21 protein-coding genes and 3 pseudogenes are annotated in these 23,117 nt (G+C 61.4%); 10 read left to right on the plus strand and 14 right to left on the minus strand.

The features are described 5' to 3' along the window. Positions 1-39: 39 nt before the first annotated feature. Genes EN861_RS08100 through EN861_RS08115 form a run of 4 tightly spaced genes read left to right on the plus strand, consistent with a single transcriptional unit; the run spans position 40 to position 2,964 of the window. Positions 40-336 (plus strand): DUF2604 domain-containing protein, encoded by a 297-nt coding sequence (locus tag EN861_RS08100; protein ID WP_126057779.1) that lies wholly within the window; start codon positions 40-42, stop codon positions 334-336. Further along, positions 329-946 (plus strand): putative metal-binding protein, encoded by a 618-nt coding sequence (locus EN861_RS08105; RefSeq protein ID WP_126057778.1) that lies wholly within the window; start codon positions 329-331, stop codon positions 944-946. The genes EN861_RS08100 and EN861_RS08105 overlap by 8 nt, the downstream gene beginning before the upstream one ends. Then, positions 943-1,431, plus strand: a complete 489-nt coding sequence (locus EN861_RS08110; protein WP_126057777.1) for a Mov34/MPN/PAD-1 family protein — start codon at positions 943-945, stop codon at positions 1,429-1,431. Before EN861_RS08105 ends, EN861_RS08110 begins: the two co-directional genes overlap by 4 nt. Positions 1,432-1,434: 3 nt before the next feature. After that, positions 1,435-2,964 carry an E2 ligase fold family C protein gene (locus EN861_RS08115; protein WP_126057776.1) on the plus strand — a complete coding sequence of 510 codons (1,530 nt, stop codon included), beginning with the start codon at positions 1,435-1,437 and terminating at the stop codon, positions 2,962-2,964. Between the two features lie 232 nt (positions 2,965-3,196). Here the strand turns inward: EN861_RS08115 and EN861_RS08120 are convergent. The 7 genes and pseudogenes from EN861_RS08120 to EN861_RS08150 form a co-directional block, all read right to left on the minus strand. Next, positions 3,197-5,665 (minus strand): annotated as a pseudogene (locus EN861_RS08120) (S8 family peptidase). A gap of 17 nt (positions 5,666-5,682) precedes the next feature. Further along, entirely contained in the window at positions 5,683-6,669 is a 987-nt protein-coding gene (locus EN861_RS08125) for an ATP-binding protein (RefSeq protein ID WP_126057775.1), read from the minus strand. A gap of 355 nt (positions 6,670-7,024) precedes the next feature. Then, positions 7,025-8,995: a relaxase/mobilization nuclease RlxS gene (rlxS, locus tag EN861_RS08130; protein ID WP_024505648.1), complete on the minus strand. Its 1,971-nt coding sequence runs from the start codon at positions 8,993-8,995 to the stop codon at positions 7,025-7,027. Between the two features lie 178 nt (positions 8,996-9,173). Then, the gene (locus tag EN861_RS08135; RefSeq protein WP_024505647.1) at positions 9,174-9,857 is read right to left on the minus strand and encodes a lytic transglycosylase domain-containing protein; all 684 of its coding nucleotides are present in this window, start codon (positions 9,855-9,857) and stop codon (positions 9,174-9,176) included. Next, the gene (locus tag EN861_RS08140) at positions 9,845-10,393 is read right to left on the minus strand and encodes a S26 family signal peptidase (protein ID WP_024505646.1); all 549 of its coding nucleotides are present in this window, start codon (positions 10,391-10,393) and stop codon (positions 9,845-9,847) included. Before EN861_RS08140 ends, EN861_RS08135 begins: the two co-directional genes overlap by 13 nt. Continuing rightward, the gene (locus tag EN861_RS08145; RefSeq protein ID WP_024505645.1) at positions 10,390-10,659 is read right to left on the minus strand and encodes a helix-turn-helix domain-containing protein; all 270 of its coding nucleotides are present in this window, start codon (positions 10,657-10,659) and stop codon (positions 10,390-10,392) included. Before EN861_RS08145 ends, EN861_RS08140 begins: the two co-directional genes overlap by 4 nt. Positions 10,660-10,840: 181 nt before the next feature. Beyond that, positions 10,841-11,164: a DUF736 domain-containing protein gene (locus EN861_RS08150; protein ID WP_024505644.1), complete on the minus strand. Its 324-nt coding sequence runs from the start codon at positions 11,162-11,164 to the stop codon at positions 10,841-10,843. Between the two features lie 1,010 nt (positions 11,165-12,174). On the opposite strand from EN861_RS08150, the gene EN861_RS08155 reads away from it, so the two are divergent. The 3 genes and pseudogenes from EN861_RS08155 to groL all read left to right on the plus strand — a co-directional run bounded on the left by EN861_RS08155 (position 12,175) and on the right by groL (position 14,599). After that, complete coding sequence (locus EN861_RS08155) at positions 12,175-12,522, plus strand: hypothetical protein (protein ID WP_063169239.1); 348 nt, start codon at positions 12,175-12,177, stop codon at positions 12,520-12,522. A 62-nt stretch (positions 12,523-12,584) separates the two neighbouring features. Then, positions 12,585-12,878 (plus strand): annotated as a pseudogene (gene groES / locus EN861_RS08160) (co-chaperone GroES); the annotation flags it as partial. A gap of 65 nt (positions 12,879-12,943) precedes the next feature. Continuing rightward, complete coding sequence (gene groL, locus EN861_RS08165; RefSeq protein WP_126057772.1) at positions 12,944-14,599, plus strand: chaperonin GroEL; 1,656 nt, start codon at positions 12,944-12,946, stop codon at positions 14,597-14,599. A 157-nt stretch (positions 14,600-14,756) separates the two neighbouring features. Here the strand turns inward: groL and EN861_RS08170 are convergent, their stop codons facing one another. Beyond that, a complete protein-coding gene (locus EN861_RS08170; RefSeq protein ID WP_126059319.1) occupies positions 14,757-15,758 on the minus strand; it encodes a zincin-like metallopeptidase domain-containing protein in 1,002 nt (333 codons plus the stop codon). A gap of 611 nt (positions 15,759-16,369) precedes the next feature. Between EN861_RS08170 and EN861_RS36095 the strand changes: the two genes are divergently transcribed. Next, on the plus strand, positions 16,370-16,939 hold the full coding sequence (locus tag EN861_RS36095) for a hypothetical protein (RefSeq protein WP_245454735.1): 570 nt from the start codon (positions 16,370-16,372) through the stop codon (positions 16,937-16,939). A 70-nt stretch (positions 16,940-17,009) separates the two neighbouring features. Here EN861_RS36095 and EN861_RS08180 read toward each other — a convergent pair. Beyond that, a pseudogene (locus tag EN861_RS08180) lies at positions 17,010-18,149 on the minus strand (cation:dicarboxylase symporter family transporter). A gap of 707 nt (positions 18,150-18,856) precedes the next feature. On the opposite strand from EN861_RS08180, the gene EN861_RS08185 reads away from it, so the two are divergent. Continuing rightward, complete coding sequence (locus EN861_RS08185) at positions 18,857-19,246, plus strand: hypothetical protein (protein ID WP_024505560.1); 390 nt, start codon at positions 18,857-18,859, stop codon at positions 19,244-19,246. 189 nt (positions 19,247-19,435) lie between these two features. Here EN861_RS08185 and EN861_RS08190 read toward each other — a convergent pair whose 3' ends face one another. The 3 genes from EN861_RS08190 to EN861_RS08195 form a co-directional block, all read right to left on the minus strand. Continuing rightward, on the minus strand, positions 19,436-19,681 hold the full coding sequence (locus EN861_RS08190; RefSeq protein ID WP_063169243.1) for a hypothetical protein: 246 nt from the start codon (positions 19,679-19,681) through the stop codon (positions 19,436-19,438). A gap of 174 nt (positions 19,682-19,855) precedes the next feature. Next, a complete protein-coding gene (locus tag EN861_RS36615; RefSeq protein WP_256754986.1) occupies positions 19,856-19,990 on the minus strand; it encodes a hypothetical protein in 135 nt (44 codons plus the stop codon). After that, positions 19,983-20,453 carry a hypothetical protein gene (locus tag EN861_RS08195; protein ID WP_245454734.1) on the minus strand — a complete coding sequence of 157 codons (471 nt, stop codon included), beginning with the start codon at positions 20,451-20,453 and terminating at the stop codon, positions 19,983-19,985. The genes EN861_RS36615 and EN861_RS08195 overlap by 8 nt, the downstream gene beginning before the upstream one ends. A gap of 599 nt (positions 20,454-21,052) precedes the next feature. On the opposite strand from EN861_RS08195, the gene EN861_RS36100 reads away from it, so the two are divergent. After that, complete coding sequence (locus EN861_RS36100; protein ID WP_063169245.1) at positions 21,053-21,301, plus strand: DUF6074 family protein; 249 nt, start codon at positions 21,053-21,055, stop codon at positions 21,299-21,301. Positions 21,302-21,667: 366 nt separating this feature from the next. On the opposite strand, the gene EN861_RS08205 is transcribed toward EN861_RS36100, so the two are convergent. Further along, positions 21,668-22,300 (minus strand): acyl-homoserine-lactone synthase, encoded by a 633-nt coding sequence (locus EN861_RS08205; RefSeq protein ID WP_126057769.1) that lies wholly within the window; start codon positions 22,298-22,300, stop codon positions 21,668-21,670. Positions 22,301-22,392: 92 nt separating this feature from the next. Next, complete coding sequence (locus tag EN861_RS08210; protein WP_126057768.1) at positions 22,393-23,112, minus strand: LuxR family transcriptional regulator; 720 nt, start codon at positions 23,110-23,112, stop codon at positions 22,393-22,395. Positions 23,113-23,117: the final 5 nt, after the last annotated feature.

Here is a 23,117-nt window from a genome sequence, read left to right on the forward strand (position 1 = left end):
CAGGGCGTGGGACGGTTGGCAAGCCACAGGAGTAGGACAATGTCGAAGGATTCGGGTAAGGGCGATAATCACGGCGGCGGGCCGGGCAAGATCGAGATCACGATGGTGGTGAACGGCCAGCCCACGCAGGTCGAAGCCAATCCCAACCAGCCGCTTCACGTCATTCGTACCAAAGCCCTTGAGAACACGCAGAATGTCGCCCAACCAGCCGAGAATTGGGAATTGAAGGATGAGGCCGGCAACTTGCTCGACGTCGACAAGAAGCTTGGCGATTTCGGTTTCCCGAATACTGTGACCCTGTTCCTCAGCCTGAAGGCGGGCGTCGCAGGTGCCTAAACCCCAAAGTGTGGATCCGGAGGTCTCCCGAGCGAAGTTTGATCGGGAGATCGGCCGGTTCCGGCCATATGCTGATGTCTATCGGGCTCAGGGCTGCTTCTTGATCGAGGCGACCTTTCCGCGCGCTTTCTTCATTTTCGCAAGCCTCAAGTTAAAACCACGGGTGATCAGCGCAGCGAGCGAGGTCGACTTCACCGACTACGACTTAAGACCACCGTCCGTGGTCTTCGTCGATCCGTTTACGCGTCATCCGATTGCCCGGAAAGATCTATACCTGAAAATGCTTAGACGTCCGCCGCTGCCCGGAACGCCGCCGGAGATGATAGGAGCTCTCATCCAGCAGAACGCCGTGCCGCTGACGGACTTCATCCAGGCCAACAGTCCCGAGGACGAACCATTCCTGTGCATGGCGGGCGTCCGGGAATACCACGACAATCCAGCCCATTCAGGTGATCCATGGCTACTTCATCGGGGTTCTGGCGAAGGCTGTTTGGCCTTCATCCTGGACAAGATCATCAAGTACGGAATCATTCCTATAGAGCAGTTGCAGATTCAACTCCCACCGGCAATCGTAGGAATGGTGGTATCCCCTCAGGCGATACAAGAATGACTGGTTTGAGAGATGTAACGATCGTGACTCTCCCGCGCGGCTGCATCTCGACCACGCATGGGCATCTGCGCTCAGTTGGTCGCGAAGGCAATGAGGGGATGGCGCTCTGGGTCGGCGTTCAGCAAGACCGGCACTTTGCCGTAACAGAGACGGTTATCCCGGCGCAGCGTCACATTCGGACAAACGATGGCGTTTGCGTGATCGTTGCGGCCGAAGAACTGCACCGGCTCAATGTCTGGCTCTACAAAAGCGGCCTGAAACTCTTGGCCCAGATTCACAGCCATCCGGGCCGCGCCTACCATTCGACGACGGACGACGCTTATGCGGTTGCTACCACGGTTGGGTGTCTGTCGCTGGTAGTGCCGAATTTCGCCCGCGAGCCTTTCGATTTTGCTCGGGTCGCCGCCTATCGGCTTGACGAAAAGGCCAAATGGAATGCGCTCCCTCCCGCGGCACTGTCGCGAATGATCATGATATCGAGTTGAACAATGGCATTCGCTAACTTCATCGATCGTGCCGCCACGGCGGCATCTCAGGTCCTGGCCGATTTTCATCTGGGAGACTTCAAAGCAGCTCTTGAAAAGCAGGTCGTGGCAGTCGCCTTCGACCATCAGGCCGCTTCCTGCGCCGAAGGCCAGGCGACACTAGATCTTGCGGTGAGATTGCTCGCTAGGCTCTACCCGGTTCTGGCGATACTCCCGCTGGACAGCGCGGCGAGCTCTCAAGCCCAAGCGCTGGAGCGCTTGGCAAAGTCGATCAATCCAAAAGTCGGCATCCGGCGTTCCGGCAAGTCTGCCACCGTCTGCGTCGTTGCAGGGGTAACGCGCCCATCACTCCGGTGCCCGATCTTTTTCGTGGGATCGGACGGTTGGGCGGCAAAGCTGTCGCGTACGGACCCGGTGGGCTCTGGCCCAAGTCTGCTGCCTTTTGGAGCTGGCGCCGCCAGTTGCTTCGGCGCCGCCAACGTCTTTCGAACTATCTTCGCCGCCCAGTTGACCGGCGCCGAGTTGGACGAAACCATCGACCTCTCGCTATGCAGCTACGACAAGACCAAAGCCGGGGAGGCTGGCCCGATCGACTTCCCAGTCGACCTTGGCGAAACCCACCTCGTTGGGCTCGGTGCGATAGGCCATGGCTCGCTTTGGGCGCTAGCGAGACAACCCGATCTCAAGGGTCGTCTGCATGTAATCGATCACGAAGCGATCGAACTCTCAAACCTGCAGCGCTACGCATTGGCCGGCCAGGCGGAGATTGGTATGTCCAAGGCGGTTCTTGCAGCCACCGCCCTTAGATCGACTGGCCTTGAGGTCGAGGCGCACCCTCTGACGTGGGCAGAATATGTTGCGCGCCGGGGCAATTGGGTCTTAGACCAAGTGGGTGTGGCGCTTGACACCGCCGCCGACCGTCTGGCTGTCCAAGGTGCACTGCCGCGATGGATCGCAAACGCTTGGATGCAGGAGCACGATCTCGGTATCTCCCGGCATGGTTTCGATGACGGCCAGGCTTGCCTTTGTTGCATGTACCTGCCATCCGGAAAATCCAAGGACGAGCACCAGCTGATTGCCGAGGAACTCGGAATACCGGAAGCACACGAGCAGGTGAAAACGCTCCTGCAGACAAATGCCGGAGTTCCCAACGACTTTGTAGTTCGCGTGGCTACAGCGATGGCTGTGCCGTTTGAACCGCTAGCCCCGTTTGTCGGCCAGCCCCTGCGCTCCTTTTATCAGCAGGCTATCTGCGGCGGTCTGGTGTTCCAGCTTAGCGAAGGAAGTCGCCGCGTTCGAACTGTGGTTCCGATGGCCTTTCAGTCGGTGCTTGCCGGGATTATGCTTGCCGCGGATTTGGTCAAGCATAGTGCGGGGTTTCCCATGAGCCCGACGACGAGCACTCGGGTGAATCTTCTGCGCCCCCTTGGCTCTCACTTGCACGATCCGAAGGCCAAGGACTCCAGCGGCCGCTGCATCTGTAGCGACGACGATTTCATTGCCGCTTACAGGCGCAAATACGGAGCGCGTTGATCAGGTAAGCGATGTCTCGGCCGCCTAAGCAGACGCGCACCTCTCCGTAGACGCAGGGGGCGCGGCTTGTGGGCGTGACCATGGGCGCCATTATGACACGCTTGGCCCGCTCCTTTGCCGGCCTATCGTCCTCCGCGCATGATCCCGTGCCGACGTGATGATCCAGCACCAGCCGCCATGGCACCAGAGGCTGGTCAAACCTCCGTTGTTGGCCGGTTTGGACAGTGCTGCATCAGGTCTCGACCGACGTCTCGACAGTCAGGGCTGCTTCGACGGGTGTGAAGATGTCAACATCGACCCCAGGCGCCCGAATCGTCACAATCAGGGCGTACCGAGCCAGAGCGTCGACGCGTTCCAGGTAAGGCTTCTCCTTCCACCAGCCCCCGACCGGGAACACGCCGATCGCGTCACGCTCGGCGAGATCGGCGGCGCTGCCCGACCAGAAATCGGCGTGCAACGAGCCGCGATCGCGGAAGGTGCCGAGCAGCCACTCTTCTCCGCCTCCAGCAGGCGCCCCTTCCTCCTCGTCCCGAGCGGCCTGATTGATGCGGGCTCGGAATTCGTCGACTGTCTCGGTCGCTGACTTTACTCTGAACCGAAGACCATGGGACGCGTAACGATGCCGGCGGGTCCATCCGCGTTCACCGGGGTTGGGTTCGATGAAATAGGACAGCGTGACGCGGAGCTCGACCTGGGCAGCGCCGAGCGCCGCGAGCTGCTCCTTCGGCCAAGGCAGGCGATGCAGCTTCATGTCACGCGTTTTGGCAGCCGCGCCGCCCTCGCGCTGGAAAGGCTGAAGCTCATCTTCAACGATAAGCGTGAGGTCGTTCACCGTTGACAGAAGCGCGCGCCCAAGATCTGGCACGCCGTAACCATAGCGCCGCACGAGCGCCTGGATCTCGCCCTTCGCTCCGTTGCACGCATCGATGCGTGCGCGCATCGCCGGAGTCCATTCGGCCGAGTGGACGATCAGGGCGCGAACCGATTCAGGCCACAGCTCGGGGCGCGCTGATAGAATTAGTCCCGCCATCCGTGCGGCATGGGCCGTTGCCGCGCTCGTATCTCCGAGGGTGGTGAAGTGGCGCAGTTCGGGTCGACAGAAAGTGGTCAATATCTGCAGATCGTCGATCGGCTCGCCGGGCAACACACCGTCATGGGCGAGATTGCCGCCTTCGAAGACGACCTCGGGCTTCACCGGCCACTGCCTGTCCCAAACGACCGAAGTGCGACTGCGCGGCGAGAGCTCGCCGACCGGCGCGATCGGAGCGTAGCCCGAAAAGTCGGTGTCAATGATATCGACCTTTTCTGTGAAAGCGCCGACCGTCAGCGCATTCCAGGCCTGAGAAGGATCATCGACTGCTTCCAGATCGTTGCGCGTCAAATGCTCGGCCGGCATGAGGTCATCGCCGATGTTGCCGGCAGAGAGAACGATCAAGCGTCGCTGTTCCTCTTCGAAACAGAGTTGGTCGATAGCGGCAGACCACGATGTGGGCCTTCCACGCGCCGGACTGGCGCTTGTCACAGCCATTGCGATCGCGCGGCGGCGCTCCGGCGCCTGCACCTCGGCGCGGGCGATCGCTTCCGCGGTGATCGCGCCATAGAGTTCTGGATCGTTTGCCTCGTCTTCTGGCGGAAGGATACGAACACTCTCCAGCCGAAAGGGCAATGGAACTGGATCGCCTCCGACCAGGAGCGGGACCAGATCACCGTACAGGCCGACACCTGCCATTCGCGTCCCGTGGCCGCTCCACGCAGGTGTGTCGTCGCTGCCCCATGCCGGTTTGACGGTGTGCCAGTCTTAAACGGCAAGTGCGGGTTCGATCAACGGGTGGGTGCGACGCACGCCGCTGTCGAGAATGCAGACCGCAATATCGGATTGAGGCGGTCTGACGCGCCCGAGAAGCTCGTCGCTCCAGTCCCTTTGCTCCGCGCCGCCAAGGCCCAGGAAGAAGGACGGCGTATCCTTCGCGCGCCGCAGCTCGGCGACGACATCGCTGTGCGCAATCATGCGGTCGAGCATTGCCGTGCTGGCGAGGGCCAGCATGACCACCCGCTCCGGAAACCTAACCGCATGCGTGCGCAAAGTGATGTTCAGGGCTTCGGCAATGTGCTCGAAGTTCTCGCGGCGACCGTCGCGCAGCCAGACTTCCCACCACACCTGCTCGTCAGCGGCCTGGGGGAAGAGGTCGTCGTGGTCGGTAAACAACGATCGTGCAGTCGCCAGCCTGACTGTCTCCATGCGGGAGACGAGCGGCTCGTTGCGCGGTCTGCCGCGGTCAGTATCAACGTCTCGATACGCCTCGACTTTCCGCAAATAATAGGCTTGCGCGCTTTGCGGCAGGAACACCGACGCTGTGATGGGAGCACCGGGTTGAGTTGGCTCATGGACGGCGACCAGCTCCATGTGCTGGCGACGATCGGCCAACTGGTCGAGGGCCGCCCGTCCGGACATGGGCAGATCGATCGCGAGGTAAAAGCCAGGCGTGCCGACCGACAGCTGGGGGTCACGCGCCGCAATCTGCTGGCGTGCACTTTCGACCGCTTGTTCGATGGATTGCGTCAAGGCCGCAGCATGCGACGCCCGATCACGCGCCGGCAGCGGCGGTGCATGTATAAGTTGGTTGGGCCGCCGATAGGCTTCCCGAATGCCGTTGTTGCGAAGGTGGATATGGGCGCGGTCGCGCGGAAAATCGTCTGCCATTATGATCTGTGCTGTCGCTACTCAAACAGCGACGCCTGCCGGCGTTCCTTCAGAGCGTCGATGAGCGCTTCCGAGGTGATCCGCTTCCCCCCCCGCAATATGATGGTTTTTGCAGCGTCGTCGGCCGCGCGCGTGATCTCGGCCTGCGACAGTCTCTCTGCCTGAGAGATCGCCTCGTTCCAGGCAAGCCCTCTGGTGTCGAAGCGGTCGAGTCGAGCCCGAAGCAGCGCCTCTATAATCGGCCGATCGGGCACGGCGTATTCGATGACATCGTCGAAACGGCGGAACAAAGCTCTGTCGAGCAGCTCGGGATGATTTGTTGCCGCAATAATCAGGCTGTGGCTGTCGTCTTGCTCGAGAAACTGCAGAAACGAATTCAGCACGCGCCGAATCTCGCCAACATCCTGGCGTTCGCCTCGACGCGCGCCGATGGCATCGAATTCGTCAAAGAAGTAGACGCCCCGCGTCGCCTGCATTGCATCAAAAACAAGCCGCAGCTTTCCGGCAGTCTCTCCCATGAACTTGGTGATCAAACCATCGAGGACGATCGTGAAAAGGGGCAGATGAAGCTCCCCGGCCAATGCCGATGCGGTCATCGTCTTGCCTGATCCTGGCGGGCCGACCAGAAGCAGTTTGCGACGGGGAACAAGCCCGTGCTCGCGCAAGCTTGCTTGTTGGCGCTGCTCTCCCAGCACGCGGTGCAGGCGCGAGCGCAGACTGTCCGGCAAAATCATGTCGGTCAGTCGCAGGTCCGGATAGCGCACATGCAGGAGCCCTGCGAGCTCGCCCTTTGGCTGAAAAAGGGGAACCGGCCGACTGCTCTTGACAATCCGGGCGTCCCTGCTCTTGGCTGCGTCGACCAGATCCTTGAGCTCCTGAGCAAGCTTACCATGGCCTTGACGTGCCTCATGCGCAGCAAGCTGCATCGCGATAGAGAGGAAACGATCCTCGTCGCCGGCAATGTGGCTTTTAAGCAGCGTCACGATATGGCGGGCCGTGGTCATGGCTCTCTTCTGGGGTATCCGTTTACTTGGCGAAGCGCATGCAACCTAAACGCTTTCAACGGCGATTTGTATCGCGCAATGGTGTTTTTTCTCTTGTCGATGTTCGCCCGTGGCAACTTCAGCGGTGAACTGTTGCGCCGCGGTCATAGGCCAGCCGGAATAACGCCGGCCAGCAGACAACAGTCCGCATCTTCGAGCGCTCGAAGTCTGGCCACTCACGCAGCGTGTCGGGTCCGAACGCTCCAAAGCCGCCCCGCCTGGCAGGTCCATGCGACCGATTGCGGGCGTGCGGCCATAAGGTCTACGCGGGCTCGCATGGCTGCCCGCGCCGCTGGCTAAAAAGCTGTACACCATCTCACGAAACACCAGGTCCGCTCCTTTGCCGGCCGACGGTCCATGAAATCCCCTCCCCACTTACGACACCGGAGACCTCCTTGCCCACATGGCGCTCAAGCACCGGCCGCCATGGCACCAGCGTGAACTCGCGCGACTTTTCAACGACGGCATATTTTCCGCTGGCAAGCTCGACGGAGCGGCGGAGCGTACCCTCTACTCGTCCTCCGGATCGCGCTTCGGCATAGGGCAGGCCAAGTTCCTCCGACAGTTGGCCAGCAACACGGTTCAGTTCTCGCTGGCGCAGGATCGAAAGCATGTTGGCTCGATAGACGATCCCATCCTGTTCTTTATGCGCGAGGCCTTGCGCGATCAGCCACTGCCGCCGGCGAGCTTGCGCCTCTCTCACGTCGCGGCCGAAGCCGGATCCGTGCAAAGGCTCGGGTCTATCGGCAACCAGCTCCCGGTCGAGCCAGGTGGCGCCGTTGAAGCTGACCTGTCGCTCCAGCGCCATTGAGGAGAGCTTGTCGGCAACGACAGGCTCGGCCCTGGCCCGCTGGCCCTCATAATTCGCGACGCGATCGAGATGGTCCGGCGCGATGAGCCAGGTGCCGTTCGGCTCTCGCTCGACGCCGCCGGTCGCGCGGCGGATCGCCTCCAGCCGCCGCACATGCGTTCGCGCAAAGCTCTCGGTGGCGGATGGGTCATGCTTCAGGTGCATATCGACGTCGTAACGGCCGCCATGCGCGGCGGCGATTTCGGCGATGGTACGATCGACCTGCCTCGGCTCGGTGTTCCTTGGCGCGACACGCACGATGCAGCCATTAGGCATCGTTTCCATCGCCTCGCCTCTACCGATGTTGATCCAATGGCTCTTACCGTCGACGGCGTCGACGATCATGTAATGGCGGTCATTGATCTCGTCGGCCAGTCCACGCGCGACAACGCGACCGACGAGAGACTGGACGGGCTCGCCGGATCGATCGTGGATCACCCAGTCGGCGGCCCTGCGGGCAAGCCCCTTGCCGGTCAGTTCGCGGTGCATGGTCTTGATGATGTCGCCGCGTTCGCCGGTGCGGCGCAGCGTGGCTTCGAGCTCATCGTCGAGGCGCCAGGAGCCAGCGCCGACCTCCGCGGCCAGACCCATCCGCTCGAGCTTGCGCAGCCGTCCCTGGTGCAGCGTCTGGCGAATGGCGTCGGGACCGCCCGGCGAGACCAGGCCGTCATCATCACGCATGCTGAGCAGCCGACGGTCGATGCTGGTGAAGCGTTCCTGCTCCATTTCCCGGCGCAGGCGAAGCTCAATCTCGCGGTCGGTTCGCGGACCGAGATCGAGGCTGACCAGCTCGGCCGCCCGCTCGCGGATGCCAGATGAGATATATTCGCGCGCGATGACCAGGTTCTCGCCACGGTCGTCCCTGCCACGGACGATGATGTGGCTGTGCGGGTGGCCGGTGTTGAAATGATCGACCGCGACCCAGTCGAGCTTCGTGCCGAGGTCTTCCTGCATCTGCGCCATGAGCCGCCGCGTCAGCGCCTTGAGGTCGTCGTACTCGATGCCGTCTTCGGCAGCGACGATGAAGCGGAACTGATGGCGGTCGCCGTCCGCGCGATCGATGAACGCCTTGCCGTCGACGCGGCCGCTGTCGGCGCCGTAGAGCTCGCCAGGTTCACCTTCGCGGGTGACCCCGTCGCGCTGAAGATAGCGTAGATGGGCACGCGCCCCGTCCGCGCCCTTGCCGGCGAGCTTGACGACCCGCGCCTTGACGATCACCCGGCGCTGGCGGAAGGCGGCATACCGGTCGCGCGATTTCAGCAGTGCGGCGGCCGCCCCGCCGCGCCCTGTCCGGCTTCCTGTGAAGCGACCACCGCGTTGCGGCCGGCCGCCAGCCCGGTTGATCGCCGCACGAACCTGGCCGGCATAGCGTTTGCCGGCCTTCGAGCCGCGCGACCCGATTTTGCCGAGCTTCGGCCTGAACTCGTCATCCTTAATGCGAGCCTCCCAGACATATCAAGCAAAATCAGACACTTACACGTCAAACCCTCTTGGCACCGGCGGCAGCCTCCCGGAAAAACGATGTGCAGACAAAGATTTAACCGCCTCCTGGAGGCGGTACCTTTATCTTGCCTTCCGCGCCCAGCCCCGCCAGACGCGCCCCCGTCCGCCATGGCTAACGCACCGGCTCCTTCGGCTGCGCGCCGTCCTTGCCGAGCGGCACGAAGAGATCGCCGTTTCGCACGCCTGAGTGAACACCGTCATGAATGAAGAACAGCGACCGTCCGAGAGGAGCGATTTGCGCCTTTGGAGCGACAGATTGGCTTTCGAACGCCTCGATGTCGGCCGCCGAAACTCCGGCCGCCTTGAGTTGGTCGAGGTACTCGACGGTCTCTTCTGGCAGCGGTTTGCCACGCTTCAAATGCTCGTCGTAGCGCTCGGGACCGGCATTGTAGGCGCCAAACAGGCCAGGAAATCCGAAGCGGTCATACATGGCACTGAGATAGGCCGTGCCGGCCAGGATATTGTCGCGCGGATCGTGGGGGTTAGGCCCAAGGCCGTGTTCGACCCGCATCTCTTCATAGGTGCCGGGCATCACCTGCATGAGGCCCATGGCGCCAGCGGGGGAGGTGATGGGGCGGCCGCCGCGCATTGTCTTGCCGCCGCTTTCGGCAGCCATGACGGCATAGATCCAGGCTTGGGGAATATGGAAGCGCCGGCTTGCTTCCGATACCAACGTCTGCCACTTTCGCAGCTGCGGACTTTGGGAGATGGCGACCGGCTCAGCGCCGGTCGAGGCGGAACAGGCGCATGGCGCAATGGCGATCATGCCCAACAAGAGGAGGGTCACTCGGTCCATAGTGGTACGAGCCTCCCGATGACATTTTGAGTGGGAACAGGCCCGAAATAGCGGCTGTCGAAGGAGCGGTTTTTGTCGCTGCCGAGCAGGAAAACCTCGTTATCCCCGAGCGCTCGGCAGCCGTTCCACCATGGCAAAGGTCGGCCTTCGGCGTCGATTTTGAGCCGGCGCGCGACGATGTCGCCGCCGATGATGATGGCGTCATTGAAGGCGCAGACATTATCGTCCGGCAGCGCTGCAAGACGTTTTGCCAGCGGCACATTGCGAGGCAGATAGCTGCGCTCGGCGGCGAGATACGCCGCGTATTCAGGCGGGCGCACGAGCACGAGATCGCCACGCGCCAGCGCTCCCGCAGCGATGCGGTAAAGGCCGATCGGCGCGCTGGCCGAGGCGTTCCAGACCAGCCAAGGGGCGGGCTTTCCCAGCGCCGTGAAGCCCAAAAGACCGAGACCGGCCGCGGCCAAGGCGACCGTCTTACGGGCTCGAACACGCCTCAGGCGGCTGCCGATCAGATGGATGGAAGGGCGCCGCCTCATGAACGGCCTCCCGTGCCGCCCTGGCCGGAACCGGCCTTGCCATCGCCGGCGATGGAGTGCTGCGGGTGTCCTTTCGACCAATGGTCGAGTTCGTCGATGTGATAGCGGACATAGCGGCCGTGCTTGCGGAATTTCGGGCCGCCGCCCTTGAGCCGCATCTTTTCGAGCGTGCGCTGGGAGAGCCCGATATAGAAGGCGGCTTGGGCTGTGCTGAGAAACGGGCTGCCCTTTTTCGCGCGGGCCGCGCGTTCGTTTTCGTCGTCCATGATGATCCTCGTTTCGCTTCGGACAAGCGAGGGCGAGGATGGGCGAGGGAGATCGTCTCGGGGACGGGCGAAGAGTCGGGGGAGAGTTTTCGCCGCCCTTTAGGGCGGACGGGGTTTGGGTGGAACTCCTGGGAATGAGCCCCGCGCCGGGGCTGCGGCGCGAGGCTCTTATCTCGGCCGGTCAGTCGGCCGGGTTCCAGATGATGGCGTAGGTGTCGTGATCGTCCTGGCCGGCGGCTCGGCCGAGATTGGCGTAGAGCTTGCGCGGTCCGAACTCCGGCGCTGCAATCGACAGGCTCACATAATCCTTGCCGGAAGTCTCGCCGGTGCGGATCCAGCCAGCGCCGACTTCGACCCCTTGCGTAAGCACCCGGAAGTCGGGATGGTTATCGGCGCTCTTGGCCTGGTTGGGGACGATATCGATGTCGGCGCGGACGCTGAGCGTCTTGAACTGGCCCTTGTAGGCGCCGTTTTCCTGCTTGTTGACGTAACCGATCGCGGTCATTTCGAAGTCTCCTTTTGTGGTTTCGCCGGGGACCATCCCCTGCGATGGCGCACCGTAATGGGCGCGTCAGGACCGCCTGAATCCGACAGGGCCGCAGCGACAGTGAAGGACCCGAGCGGGCAGCTTTTTTGTGAGCGAAGCGGCGCGAGGAAGCCGCCGCAGGCGGCGGGGAAAAAAGCTGATGGCGCGAGGGTTTCGGGCGGCCGGACCCGCCCATAGGTCGACAAGCCAGCCGCAGGGATGGTCCTTGGAGAGAGCATGGAGACCGCTCGCCAAGTGCGGTCTGTCAGCCAAGCAGGACGCCGGGATGAAACGGCCTGCAAAGATGCTGCGCCCTTATGCCGGATCGAGATCGTGCCAGCGGGTCGGGCGCCAGAGCAGACATCCGGCATGGTGCGATCTATGAAAGCAGGGCTCGCCAGCGGGAATTTGATACGCGAGGGGGCCAAAGTAAGGCTGGATGAGAAGCCGGTGCTACCTGCAGGTCCAGTGTCATGTGGCGGCGCTCGGGAAACCGCTACGCAATGTAACGCGCTCTTATGAGGCGAACAGACCGGCCCCAAAACCGATCGACCGGTGGTCGGCGCGAAACGCGTCATGCCTGTCCGAAAGCTGACAGTGGCAGAAGACGCATGTCGGGTTCCGCACAATTGACCATGCTGGATTTGTGAGGTTTTCAGGGAGAGCCATGCGTTCACTTCCCAGTGAGCTTTGGCACGGCATTTGCTCTTGATGTGGCAACACGGATCGAAGGTTGACTGCATGCACAAGCGCGAGATGAGCAATGCTCTCCTTTCCTGGAGGCTTGGCAGCAGATTCGATTTGACGTTGCGAGGAGCTTCAGCCGCTCGCGGCGGAAGTGATCTCAAATCTGAAGGCACCGTTGGGGCCGCAGCCATCAAACACATCTTTCTCTTTTTCGCAGCTCGTCTTCAACGCGATGCGGACTTCTTCGCGTCGACGGCGGCCGAAGGTGGAGAAGGGGCTCGACTTGCAAAAAGGAGTTGTCAATGACGTCTTACGTTCGCACCAACAGCCCGGCGCAGGTGCGCTCACTGTCCACCTTTGGCAAGCATCTGCAAAGGAGCGTGCTGACGGCGACGCTGCTTGCCGCGGCTTCGACGGGAAGTGAAGCGCAGCCCTATGTTCGTGCTGACGGCAGCACGACTGACGACTTGGAAGCGGCGCGAGCAAGTTGGCGTCATGACGCCGAATTCAATGGAAATGTGGGGCTCGCAGCCATCAACGCGGATGCCGCGTATGCGTTGGGTTCCACCGGGGAGGGGGCCAGAGCTCCTCGCCTGCCCTCGTCCGTCTTGACGAGTGCCCGCTTACAGCCTACCTCACTATCGCGTTAGCACTCGTCCATCGCGAGTGCTAACAAAAACCCCTCAACAGCGCACCAGGGAAAAATCCGAAAATGGCAAAGTCGAAGTTCCGCCCGCTGCATGACCGCGTGGTCGTTCGCCGGGTCGAATCCGAATCCAAGACCGCTGGCGGGATCATCATCCCCGACACGGCAAAGGAAAAGCCGCAGGAAGGCGAGATCATCGCTGTCGGCTTCGGCGCTCGTGACGAAGCTGGCAAGCTGGTCCCGCTGGACGTCAAGGCCGGCGACCGCATCCTGTTCAGCAAGTGGTCGGGCACGGAAGTCAAGCTCAATGGCGAAGACCTTCTGATCATGAAGGAATCCGACATCATGGGCATCATCGGCTCATATCAGGCCCTTTCGTCAACTGAATTCCCGGGCTCGATTGAAGCCCCTGCCAGGAGCTAAAAATGGCTGCCAAAGACGTAAAATTCTCCCGCGATGCCCGCGAGCGCATGCTGCGCGGTGTCAACATCCTCGCTGACGCGGTGAAGGTCACGCTCGGCCCCAAGGGCCGCAACGTGGTCATCGACAAGTCGTTCGGCGCCCCGCGCATCACCAAGGACGGCGTCACCGTCGCCAAGGAAATCGAGCTTGAGGACAAGTTCGAAAACATGGGCGCGCAGATGGTCCGCGAAGTTGCTTCGAAGACCAACGACATCGCTGGCGACGGCACCACGACCGCGACCGTTCTGGCGCAGTCGATCGTCCAGGAAGGCCACAAGGCCGTTGCCGCCGGCATGAACCCGATGGACCTGAAGCGCGGCATCGACCTCGCGGTAACCGACGTCGTTGCGACCCTGATTAAGAACGCCAAGAAGATCAAGACCTCCGAAGAGGTTGCCCAGGTCGGCACCATCGCCGGCAACGGCGATGCTTCGGTCGGCAAGATGATCGCCGAAGCGATGCAGAAGGTCGGCAACGAAGGCGTCATCACGGTTGAGGAAGCCAAGACCGCCGAGACCGAACTCGAAGTCGTCGAAGGCATGCAGTTCGACCGCGGCTACCTCTCGCCCTACTTCGTCACCAACGCCGACAAGATGGTTGCCGAGCTCGAGGACGTCTACATCCTCCTGCACGAGAAGAAGCTGTCCAACCTCCAGGCCATGCTGCCGGTTCTCGAAGCCGTCGTGCAGACCTCGAAGCCGCTGCTCATCATCTCGGAAGACGTCGAAGGCGAGGCTCTGGCCACGCTGGTCGTCAACAAGCTGCGTGGCGGCCTGAAGATCGCCGCCGTCAAGGCGCCGGGCTTCGGTGATCGCCGCAAGGCCATGCTGGAAGACATCGCCATCCTCACCGGTGGCCAGGTCATCTCGGAAGACCTCGGCATCAAGCTCGAGAACGTCGGCCTCAACATGCTCGGCCGCGCCAAGAAGGTGTCGATCTCCAAGGAGAACACCACCATCGTCGACGGCGCCGGCAAGAAGGCCGAGATCCAGGGCCGCGTTGCCCAGATCAAGCAGCAGATCGAAGAGACCACTTCGGACTACGACAAGGAGAAGCTGCAGGAACGTCTGGCGAAGCTCGCCGGCGGCGTTGCGGTGATCCGCGTCGGCGGTGCGACGGAAGTCGAAGTCAAGGAAAAGAAGGACCGCGTCGATGACGCCCTCAACGCGACCCGCGCGGCCGTCGAAGAAGGCATCGTTGCTGGTGGTGGCGTCGCGCTGCTGCGCGCTTCGGCCAACATCAAGGCCACCGGCGTCAATGCCGACCAGGCCGCCGGCATCAACATCGTGCGTCGTGCGCTTCAGGCTCCGGCCCGCCAGATCGCGGCCAACGCCGGTGCGGAAGCATCGATCGTTGCCGGCAAGATCCTTGAGAACAAGGGCGCGACCTTCGGCTACAACGCCCAGACCGGCGAGTATGGCGACATGATCGCCATGGGTATCGTCGATCCGGTCAAGGTTGTCCGTACGGCTCTTCAGGACGCGGCCTCGGTCGCCGGCCTGCTGGTCACCACCGAAGCCATGATCGCGGAGGCTCCGAAGAAGGAGTCGGCTGGCGGCGGCATGCCTGGCGGCATGGGCGGCGGCGGCATGGGCGGCATGGGCGGCATGGATTTCTAATCCAGCTCTGGCAGCTTTCGCAACGAGAGGGCGGCATCAATGCCGCCCTCTTTTTTTGCGAACCTCGGTCCGATGAACGATCGACGCCAACGCCGGCCATCGGCGTTAGGGCAACCTCAAAAGAACTGTCGAGTTGGTTGCGCGCGGCTTTGCGTCATCAGAGGCGCAAGGCGGTCGCGTGTGAGGATTGCGCGCTCCCATAGGCGGTTTCGGCATGTGCCTCGCCTTCGACATCGACATTGCGGCCAAGCAGGAAATCGGCGGCTTTCGAGGCATGGCTTGCGGCGCGGAAGATGGCGCGGTTGTCCTCGCGCAAAACCGTCAGCCATGAGCCGATGTAGTCGGCATGGCGCACGCTCGGCTCGATGCCGAGACTGCTGCAGATGAAGGCTGATGCGATTTCGGCGACCAGTTCCTCGCGCGCATAGGTGTTGGACCCGAAGGAGCCGGACAGGTCGCGCGCGAGTCGCCTCGGGTGGCCGGTCCAGTGTCCAAGCTCGTGAAAGCAGGTCCGGTAATAGTCGATCTGGTGGAAGAAAGCCGGCTGCGGCGGCACCTGTATGGTGTCGCTGCCGGGCATGTAGAAGGCGCGCTCGCCGCCGATGCGAAAATCAGCGCCGGTTGCATGAATGAGCGCCTCGGCCTGCGGGACCATCTCGCGCTCAGGCAGAGGCTCGCCGGCGGCGTAAAGATGTTCGGGCAGATTATCGCACTGCGCGACATCGAAGACGGTGAAGCGCTTCAGGAAGGGCACCGCCTGCGGTTCGTCGCCATCGGTGTCGGCGCGTTGCTTTTCGTTCTTGGGAACAAAGCGGTCAGCGTGAACGATGGTGGTGCCGTGCTCGCCCTTCCTGACATTGCCGCCAAGCGAAAGCGCCTGCCGGAAGGTGAGCCAGTTCTGGCTGGGGAAACCGCGCTCGATGACCGCGCCCCACAGGATCAGGATATTGATGCCGGAATATCGGCGCTGGGTGGCCGCATTCCGCGGCAGGCCGAGGCCTGTCCTTGCCCTGCCCCACGGCTTGACCCATGGCACGGTGCCGCGCTCCAGTTCGGCAATGATGCGGTCGGTGATTTCCTGATAAAGGCTGGCGCCGGTGCGCCCGCCACTGTCTGCGCCAGCCTGTCGGCTGCCGCAACGTTTGTTGTTTGCACGCATCGTGATGTCCTCCGCTCTACAATCGCGCGCCCTCCCCGGAAGCGGGGTGGGCGGCAAAAGCGACCGGAAAGGCCCGCCGTCGGAGGCGGACTGCATCAGCAGGACCGGAACGGAGTGGAGGACCCGAAAGCGACAAGCGAAGGGTTGCGGGACGCCGCGGCGGGCCTAGAAGGGAGTGCTGCCCACCCTGCGCCAGGGGGAAGGCCACAATAGAAAGACGCCGGCCGACAGGCCGGCGACCGTCAGCAGCCGAAGGCTGCCCCGCGCCAGGGGGCGATGCCGCAGGGCCAAGACCGCCTGAGCTTGCCGAAGAAAAGCGGGCTCGGTTCACGAGCACCCGGCCAGCGACTTCAGGCGCGGGCGCTCAGGATTGTTGTTGGCGCCCACGGCAGCTGGATGACCGCAACAAGATTACGAGGAGCGACAGCAAAGCCAGCTGCCACAAACGGCACGCTCCGGCAACAACAGCGTGGCCGGTCTACAGATGCTGCCCCGCACGAGAGCCAGCACGCTTTGAGCGCGCATCGGCGATGCAAGCGTTGCAAGCTGGCCATGTCCACAAGGTCGGCGACCACTATATCGCCGACCACCAACGCGGGCGTACCGTCTAAGTGCAGACCTTTCGCGAGTGCGCGGACCGCGCATTTCATCTGCGATGGCCGGATCTTGCATTCCCGCTTGAGCTGCTCAACGTCAAGGCCTACACGCGCTGCGATCTTGAGAGTGACCCTTCAACTGGGGGAAATCATAAGGGCGCGGTGGAATTCGTCGAACTTTCCCTGTTTTCTCGAGGCGAGTGCGGCGAAGGCTGGGAATTGGGAATCCGGTCCCAGGACCGGGAACTGTTTGATCACAAGCTTCAGATTGGGTTCATGCTTGAAGGCTTTTTGGTAGTTGATATCAGCCAGTCTGCAATGCGGACAGTTGTGGTAGTCATTGAATATGACCAGAACGGCATCGCCTTGCGGGTTGCCGGCGATTGGCGAAGGAGATCGTTGTCGAATGCGCCGCTCCACTTTTGCCTGTCGGTCGACCACGCCTGCCGGTGCAGGTTCGCGCTATATTGGCTCGCCAGCAAGGCGAGGAGTAAAAGAAGAGCTGCGACAGTGATGGCAGTCGGCTTAGACATGAGTCTCCAATCCATGGACGGCGTGGCAGCAACGGCCGCCTTTTTGGTGTAAAATGGGTCAGTTTTGATCGTGCCCCGCAGTTGCTACAGGCGCACAGGTGCCGGTGCGATCTGGCGGTTTCTCAAATACGGCTTTGCGCCATCGGGTCCACCCCAATAGCTGAGCGTCGTTCGCACGGGGAATTGTGTTCACCACGCCGGGCGACTTGACCGTCCACCGCCGGAGCGCTGAACGGTCCGCTAGTGAGGCGCTCCCCGAATCGTCGTTTATCCCGCTCGCCCCGGACCGGGTGACAGCCAGCGTTGCCGCTACGCTGCGGAGAAAAACCGTCAGCGCGTGGCATTCGGACATAAGCTGATCGACGCCAAGAATAAGCCCCACGGAGGTGACCGGTGCGGCCGGAACAAGAAAGAGCGTTGCAGCCATTGTGACGAGGCCTGCACCGGTAATGCGGGTTGTTCCGTTCGAAGGGAACAATGCGACAAACAGCATGAGGATCCGGCAGCCGATCGGGAGATCAGTTTTCGTCGCTTGGGCGATGAAAAGGGCGGCGAGCATCATATTCGTGCCGTCCAGATTGAATGGAATGAGACCCACGACCGAATGCGTGGCGCCGGCCCTTTCCATCTTCTCCATGAGCGAGGCCAGCGCGGCCTCTGAGGAGGACATTGCGAGCAGCAGCTCGTCCTTGATGTATCGGACGAGAGAGAAGAGCGAGCGGCCGTTGTAGCGGCAGACCGCGCCGAACAGGACCGAGAGGAACAAGACTTGCAGGATGTCGCCTTCCGCGAAGGCATTGGCAATCGTTGACGGGATGATGTTCATCAGGAAGCTGGTCACGGACTGCTCGTGAGCCGTGGCCACATAGCCCTTAACGGCTTGGACATCGAGCGAGGCCGGATCGATGTTGAGGCCGGCGCCAGGCTGAACGATATTCGCGACAATCAGCCCGACAACAAACAAAAGCGAGCGTCGAAAAGGTGAGAAAATAGACCATCGCCTTGGCGGCAACTCGGCCGACCTTCTGCAGATCGCTCATGCCGGCAATGCCGGTCGCCATTGTCAGGAAGATGACAGGTACGGTGATTATCTTGACGACATCGACGAAGGCATCGCCGAGCGGCTTCAGGCTGTGGCCGGTCTCCAAATGGAAATAGCCGATTGCGGCACCCAGGATTATGGCGGCAAGTACCTGCACGTAGGTCCGGGCAAAATGGCGCTTGCGGGGCGCTGCGATCGCGCGGGGAACTCTTGGAACCAACACCGTCTCTCTCCTTGACCGGATCGGGGTGGGGCTCCTCCCTCTCCCATGCAGTGCTCCGGTCGAACGCTGCGCCCACTTCGGCGCAAACGATGTGCCAAATAGCAAAGAGGGGAAAACGCGCAGGACCTCACGCAATGCTTGCGATTCGCTCTCCCACACTCGTGCAGTGGTTGCCTGTCGCAACTATGGAAGGGTCGATTCTTGGGAACTCCAAAGGCCGCTCTTTGCGTCGAGCAGCTTGGCTGCCTGGAAGGTTCCCTCTTTGCCTTGCGGTCTGCGAGCTGAGTCCAGATCGTCATCATTTGGCTGCGCGCCGCACGGGGCTCGAAAGATTCAATCGAGGACGGGTCCTCTTGGAAAACGGGGGCAGCGTTGGTCAAGCCCTTCCACCCTGCTGTCCCAATGGTGTTCAGAAGCTCAGTTCACGATCAAGCGATGGATCAGCGTCATCTGGCGTTTGCGCCATCGCGGCGGCGTTGCAACGGGTCTGCCAAAGATGAGAAGGCCGCGAGGCAGGGTCCGAGACCTAGACTCCAACCTCATAGCGCGCTCGGCTCGCGTTCGGAAGGTTCGAACCGCAGCACGATCAGGTGGCGACACCGTTGGTCGGAACCGGAACCCGACGAATGATCGTTCGTGACCGACATCTGTGAACAAGCAGTATGTGTCATTGCAATCACCACCCGTTGCGCGGAAATGCCCATATGGCCGTGAATGAACTGGATTTGGTGATTTTCCAGATGGCGGTGGAAAGCGTCCGCTTGCTCTCTTCAAGCTTTGATGAGAAGGCGGCTGAGATAGCCACGAGGAGCCGTGGTAGCCTTCTTTTTGACGTGCGGGTGGACGGTGACCTGGAGGTCCAGCGAGTCGCAGCCATTGGATATCCAGGCGACAAGATCGGTGTGGTGGCATTGGACCGAGAGGGCCTTGTTAGCTGTTGTTGCCTAGTCAATGGCACCTTCTCACCTTTCATTGCACCGTTGGAGAACTGGACCAGCATGCCCCTTTCGATGCAGGCCCAGATCGATGTCACAGGCTATGCGAGGCTCCTTCTGGCCGCCTTGCGAAATGCTGGACATATGCTGGACAGGTAGCATCGCGATGATGTCTGTGATGAGATGGTGCAAACGGCTGGATGAGGCGATCGCTTGCTGGCAGCTTTGGCAACAAAGCGATCGGTGAGTTCGCAATGCTGGAACACGTCCTTTAGACTCTGCAGTTAAGTTAGCGGACTACCATCTGACGAATGCCCTCTGACAGTCTGCATGGCGCGGCATGCCCTCTTAGGAATGCAGCCGTGGTTCTACACCATCGGCTGTTTTTGTGTCGAAGGCGACGGGCACGCCATGAACGAAGGAAGCGGCCGCCAACAGTTCCTCCAACTCGCGGTCGGTGGCCTTGCATGCCGGCATTAGTGTTCGGATGGCGCGGATCGCCTGCGCCATGGAGAGAAAGCGGACCCTTCCCCTGGAAAGGACATAGGCTTCTGCGGCTTTTTCGACGGTGACGGTGTGAAACGAATTGGTCATGACGAATTCCTCCCTGAACCCTGACCAACCCGACTTATGGCACGAATTCGACCGCCTTCAAGCCTATGTCCGATTGCGGACAATAGCTGCGATTCGTTCAAAACCGCTGATGCTTTTGGGCGACCTGGTGAGGGGCAAGGAGACGTCGGCTGAACCCGTTTCAACCGACATGCTTCAGGCAGCGGCCAGGCCGAAATAACGCTGCTCCTCCTTGTCATAAGCGCCATGTGTGAGCTTTATCAATCCGGCACGGTCGATGATCGTGATCTCGCCGCGCTTGGCGTGCACCAGTCCTCGATACTCAAGCATTTGCAGGGCCGTGGTGACCCCGGGCGGTGGGCGCGAGCATGGTCGCCAGAAATTCATGCGTCGGGAGGATCTTATCTCCTTCCGCACGGTCGTGGACCATCAGCTGCCAGCGGGCCAGCCGTTCTTCGATCTTGGAGTGGCCATTGACCAGTGCCGTCCGGCATGATTGGACGAGGAACGCGTGGGCATAATCCAGCACTGAGGTGCGAAGCGACGGGCTAATCGCAGGGCGAAGGTTTTCAACCGGCAGGCGCCAGGTAGTGCTTTCCTTTCCGAGAATGACGGCAATTCCTTTCATCCCGTCATAGCCGACAATGCCGACTTCACCTTGCCGCCCGCCGGTCATGGTGGCGACCACCGACGCGATGCCCCTCTCGGGAAAATATACGTTCTTGATCGGCTGATGCGCGACCTCCAACTGGTCCTTGATGCCCGGTTCGACGTGATGCAGCGATGGTCGCAAAAGCGCGAAGTCCTGCGGGGTGAGGGCTTCAGCACCTGGTCGCGAAAGAGGGATCGGGCAAGGCTCTCTTCCAACGGGGCAAGAGCGCGCACGTCTTACTGTCGGCTGCACCGAAGTAAATGCCGGCCGATGCCAAAGCATAGGCTTCGAAACGCGCGATTGCAAAGCCCTGTCGGGGCAGTGCAGTCATGCTAGAAGTCGCGCCGCCTACGATAGGCAGCGGATGACATGATTCCCTTCTGCGGCGGCCACCAAGAACGGCTCGGGCACGCTTTAATCGTTCATACACAAGCTCGCAGGAATGTAAGCAGCGGAACAATCGGGTGATTCGTACCGCCCTGCCCTTTCAGAGATCAAGTCATTGGACGTCAATTCGGCTGGAACGCCTCGTCGAACGGCCCAGGAAAATGCAGCCGGATGAGCAATGGTGGTTCACCTTATGTGCGGTCCCGGATATGCGGTCCGGCGGCTCATCTCCCAATAGCTTGTCGATGGGGAAGTGGAACTCGTCATGTCGCCGCGAACCGTCACCGCGCTAGCGGGGCTCTTTTGAAGACGCCGGTGTTTTTCTTTGTGGAACTGAATCTGTGAGGTGATTGATGCATGAATCAAACATTTGCGTATTTCCGCTGCATCGGCGACGTATATTGGTCGAAAGTATCGCCCAGGCCCTCGAGACCAAGAACGGCGAGGCGGCGAGTGCGTTCTGGCGCTGTGCTGCCAAGAAAATGCTCATTCAATTGTCCGATGTAGGAATTGCGCCAGAGCTCGCTGCGCAGGAGGTTGGAAGCCTTCTTCATGCGGTCTTGGACGACATGGCCAACCGAACGGTAATGCACAAAGCATAGGCTCGGGCGCTGTTGGACCGCGCGTCAGCTCGGGTCCTTATCAGGGGACTGCTCCGACTGGCCGACGGTCCGGCCAAACCGGCATACCGGCAAAGGTTTGAGGTTGCGATCGCTCACGGCGGCCGGTCCAATATTCTAAGACGACCTCAGAAGCCACGTTGGCTTCTTTGGACGAAGCGGAGGGGCGCCATTTTGGCGTGCTCACGCTGGACTGCGGGTTGCGCCTACGGAAATCCAAAGTCCGGCCGCGCGAGCCAATCGACCGGAACAGTCGAAAGCTCGTGGGGGCGGGTCCGCTCACCCTCACGGCGGCGGTGGCGGCCGTGAGCAGACTTAACTCAAGTCACGGCTGAGCATCCGCAGGCGCTATGCCGATTGGATGAGAACTGGTTGCCACAACACCGGCCCGTTGAGGCGTCCCCTCCAGCGGATGCGCAAGAGACTGGCGTAGGAAATATCGAGGAAGCCGGCGACTGCCTCGGTGTTGCCGACCTGCTTGGGCTGTCCGATACGTGACAACGGCCAGGTGGCGAGACGAAGGATCCTTTCGATGCGCGTATCTGTCACCGTTACGATCCCGGAGAGATTGTTGGCCAAGCCGAATTCGATGATCCCCGCGAAGAGCTCGTAGGTTGCTTGGGCCAGGCCGCCAGCTGCCTTCGGCGCTGTCGCAGGGAGATCGAGCGCGAAACGACTACTCTCCCAGATATCGGCACTCGCAGGGACCACCATCTCATCCAGCAGCGTCGGAAACGTATCGCGCAACATTGTCGGTCCGGTGGTCGGCAAAAGGCGGACGCAGCCGCAAGTTCGCCAATCGGACCCCTTGAGAAGCAGGTAGACGGGGTTCAGGCTGTCAAACGGGTCCGTTTCCATTTCGCCTTCGGTCTGCACTTCCCAATCGAGCCGCTTCTTGAAAACCCGATACCTAAGTCCGTGCATTTCCTTGAGTTCGCTCGCAAACTCGGCGTAGCAGTCGGGTGTTATCAGCTGCATCATTGTCGTCTCCGTGCGGGATGTGTCCACGCAATCGAAGGGCAAAGCCGTCATGAATGCAGCCTGTAGACCTTTACAGCTAGACTTGGAGAGGATCAGGATCTCGCCCGAGCAGCCATCCGCACTACGGCCTGGTTGATGGTTCGCACGCCAAGCTTCGCCTTGGCGTTTTCCTGATGGAAGGTCACGGTGCGTTTCGAGACACCGAGAATCTGGCTGATATCCCAGGCCGACTTGCCGCACGCCGCCCATTTCAGGCACTCGAACTCCCGCCGGGTGAGCGTTATGCCATCTACCACGCAATCTTCGGCGAGCCTGCGCCGGGCATGGATATGAACGTTGATCGCAACCAGTTGCATTGCTTTTTCGTAGCGCGTCAGCGACCTCAGAAATGGCGGATGCGCCTCGTTGGAGGCGAAGGTCAGTGCGGCGAACCGGCCGCGATGATCATGCATCGACATGGTCAGTCCGCCGCGAATGCCGAACTCAGCTGCTTTTTCCAGGACTTCCTGCTGAGAGGTCGGCAAATAACGGTGATCGCGGTCCACACCCCAGTCGAAGGTATCCCAGCCCCGCAGTCCCCGCAGGATCACGGGATCCACGCTGTGGTAGCGCTGTTGCAGGTAATGTGATGTCCATGATGATGGATAATTCGAGATCAATCGCGGCCTGTCGCCGGAAGCGGATGGGTAGGTGAAATAAGCGAAGAGCGGAAAGTCGAACCCGGCTGCGGCGGACGCCATTGCCTCATGGAGATCGACGGCATCGACGCTTGCAGAGAGTTGCTCGACCAAGGTTTCAAATACGCGATGCATCTGCG

It is taken from the genome of Mesorhizobium sp. M8A.F.Ca.ET.218.01.1.1, assembly GCF_004791165.1.
Taxonomy (GTDB): Bacteria; Pseudomonadota; Alphaproteobacteria; order Rhizobiales; family Rhizobiaceae; genus Mesorhizobium.

Coding starts and splice junctions, on each gene's coding strand:
- groL (WP_126057772.1), top strand. CDS start 12,944: ATGGCTGCCAAAGACGTAAAATTCTCCCGCGATGCCCGCGAGCGCATG.
- EN861_RS36100 (WP_063169245.1), top strand. CDS start 21,053: ATGCATGAATCAAACATTTGCGTATTTCCGCTGCATCGGCGACGTATA.
- EN861_RS08205 (WP_126057769.1), bottom strand. CDS start 22,300: ATGATGCAGCTGATAACACCCGACTGCTACGCCGAGTTTGCGAGCGAA.
- EN861_RS08115 (WP_126057776.1), top strand. CDS start 1,435: ATGGCATTCGCTAACTTCATCGATCGTGCCGCCACGGCGGCATCTCAG.
- EN861_RS08150 (WP_024505644.1), bottom strand. CDS start 11,164: ATGACCGCGATCGGTTACGTCAACAAGCAGGAAAACGGCGCCTACAAG.
- EN861_RS08125 (WP_126057775.1), bottom strand. CDS start 6,669: ATGACCACGGCCCGCCATATCGTGACGCTGCTTAAAAGCCACATTGCC.
- EN861_RS08140 (WP_024505646.1), bottom strand. CDS start 10,393: ATGAGGCGGCGCCCTTCCATCCATCTGATCGGCAGCCGCCTGAGGCGT.
- EN861_RS08135 (WP_024505647.1), bottom strand. CDS start 9,857: ATGGACCGAGTGACCCTCCTCTTGTTGGGCATGATCGCCATTGCGCCA.
- EN861_RS08110 (WP_126057777.1), top strand. CDS start 943: ATGACTGGTTTGAGAGATGTAACGATCGTGACTCTCCCGCGCGGCTGC.
- EN861_RS08145 (WP_024505645.1), bottom strand. CDS start 10,659: ATGGACGACGAAAACGAACGCGCGGCCCGCGCGAAAAAGGGCAGCCCG.
- EN861_RS08210 (WP_126057768.1), bottom strand. CDS start 23,112: ATGCATCGCGTATTTGAAACCTTGGTCGAGCAACTCTCTGCAAGCGTC.
- EN861_RS08185 (WP_024505560.1), top strand. CDS start 18,857: ATGGCCGTGAATGAACTGGATTTGGTGATTTTCCAGATGGCGGTGGAA.
- EN861_RS36615 (WP_256754986.1), bottom strand. CDS start 19,990: ATGCTTGAGTATCGAGGACTGGTGCACGCCAAGCGCGGCGAGATCACG.
- EN861_RS08155 (WP_063169239.1), top strand. CDS start 12,175: ATGACGTCTTACGTTCGCACCAACAGCCCGGCGCAGGTGCGCTCACTG.
- EN861_RS08190 (WP_063169243.1), bottom strand. CDS start 19,681: ATGACCAATTCGTTTCACACCGTCACCGTCGAAAAAGCCGCAGAAGCC.
- EN861_RS08170 (WP_126059319.1), bottom strand. CDS start 15,758: ATGCGTGCAAACAACAAACGTTGCGGCAGCCGACAGGCTGGCGCAGAC.
- EN861_RS08100 (WP_126057779.1), top strand. CDS start 40: ATGTCGAAGGATTCGGGTAAGGGCGATAATCACGGCGGCGGGCCGGGC.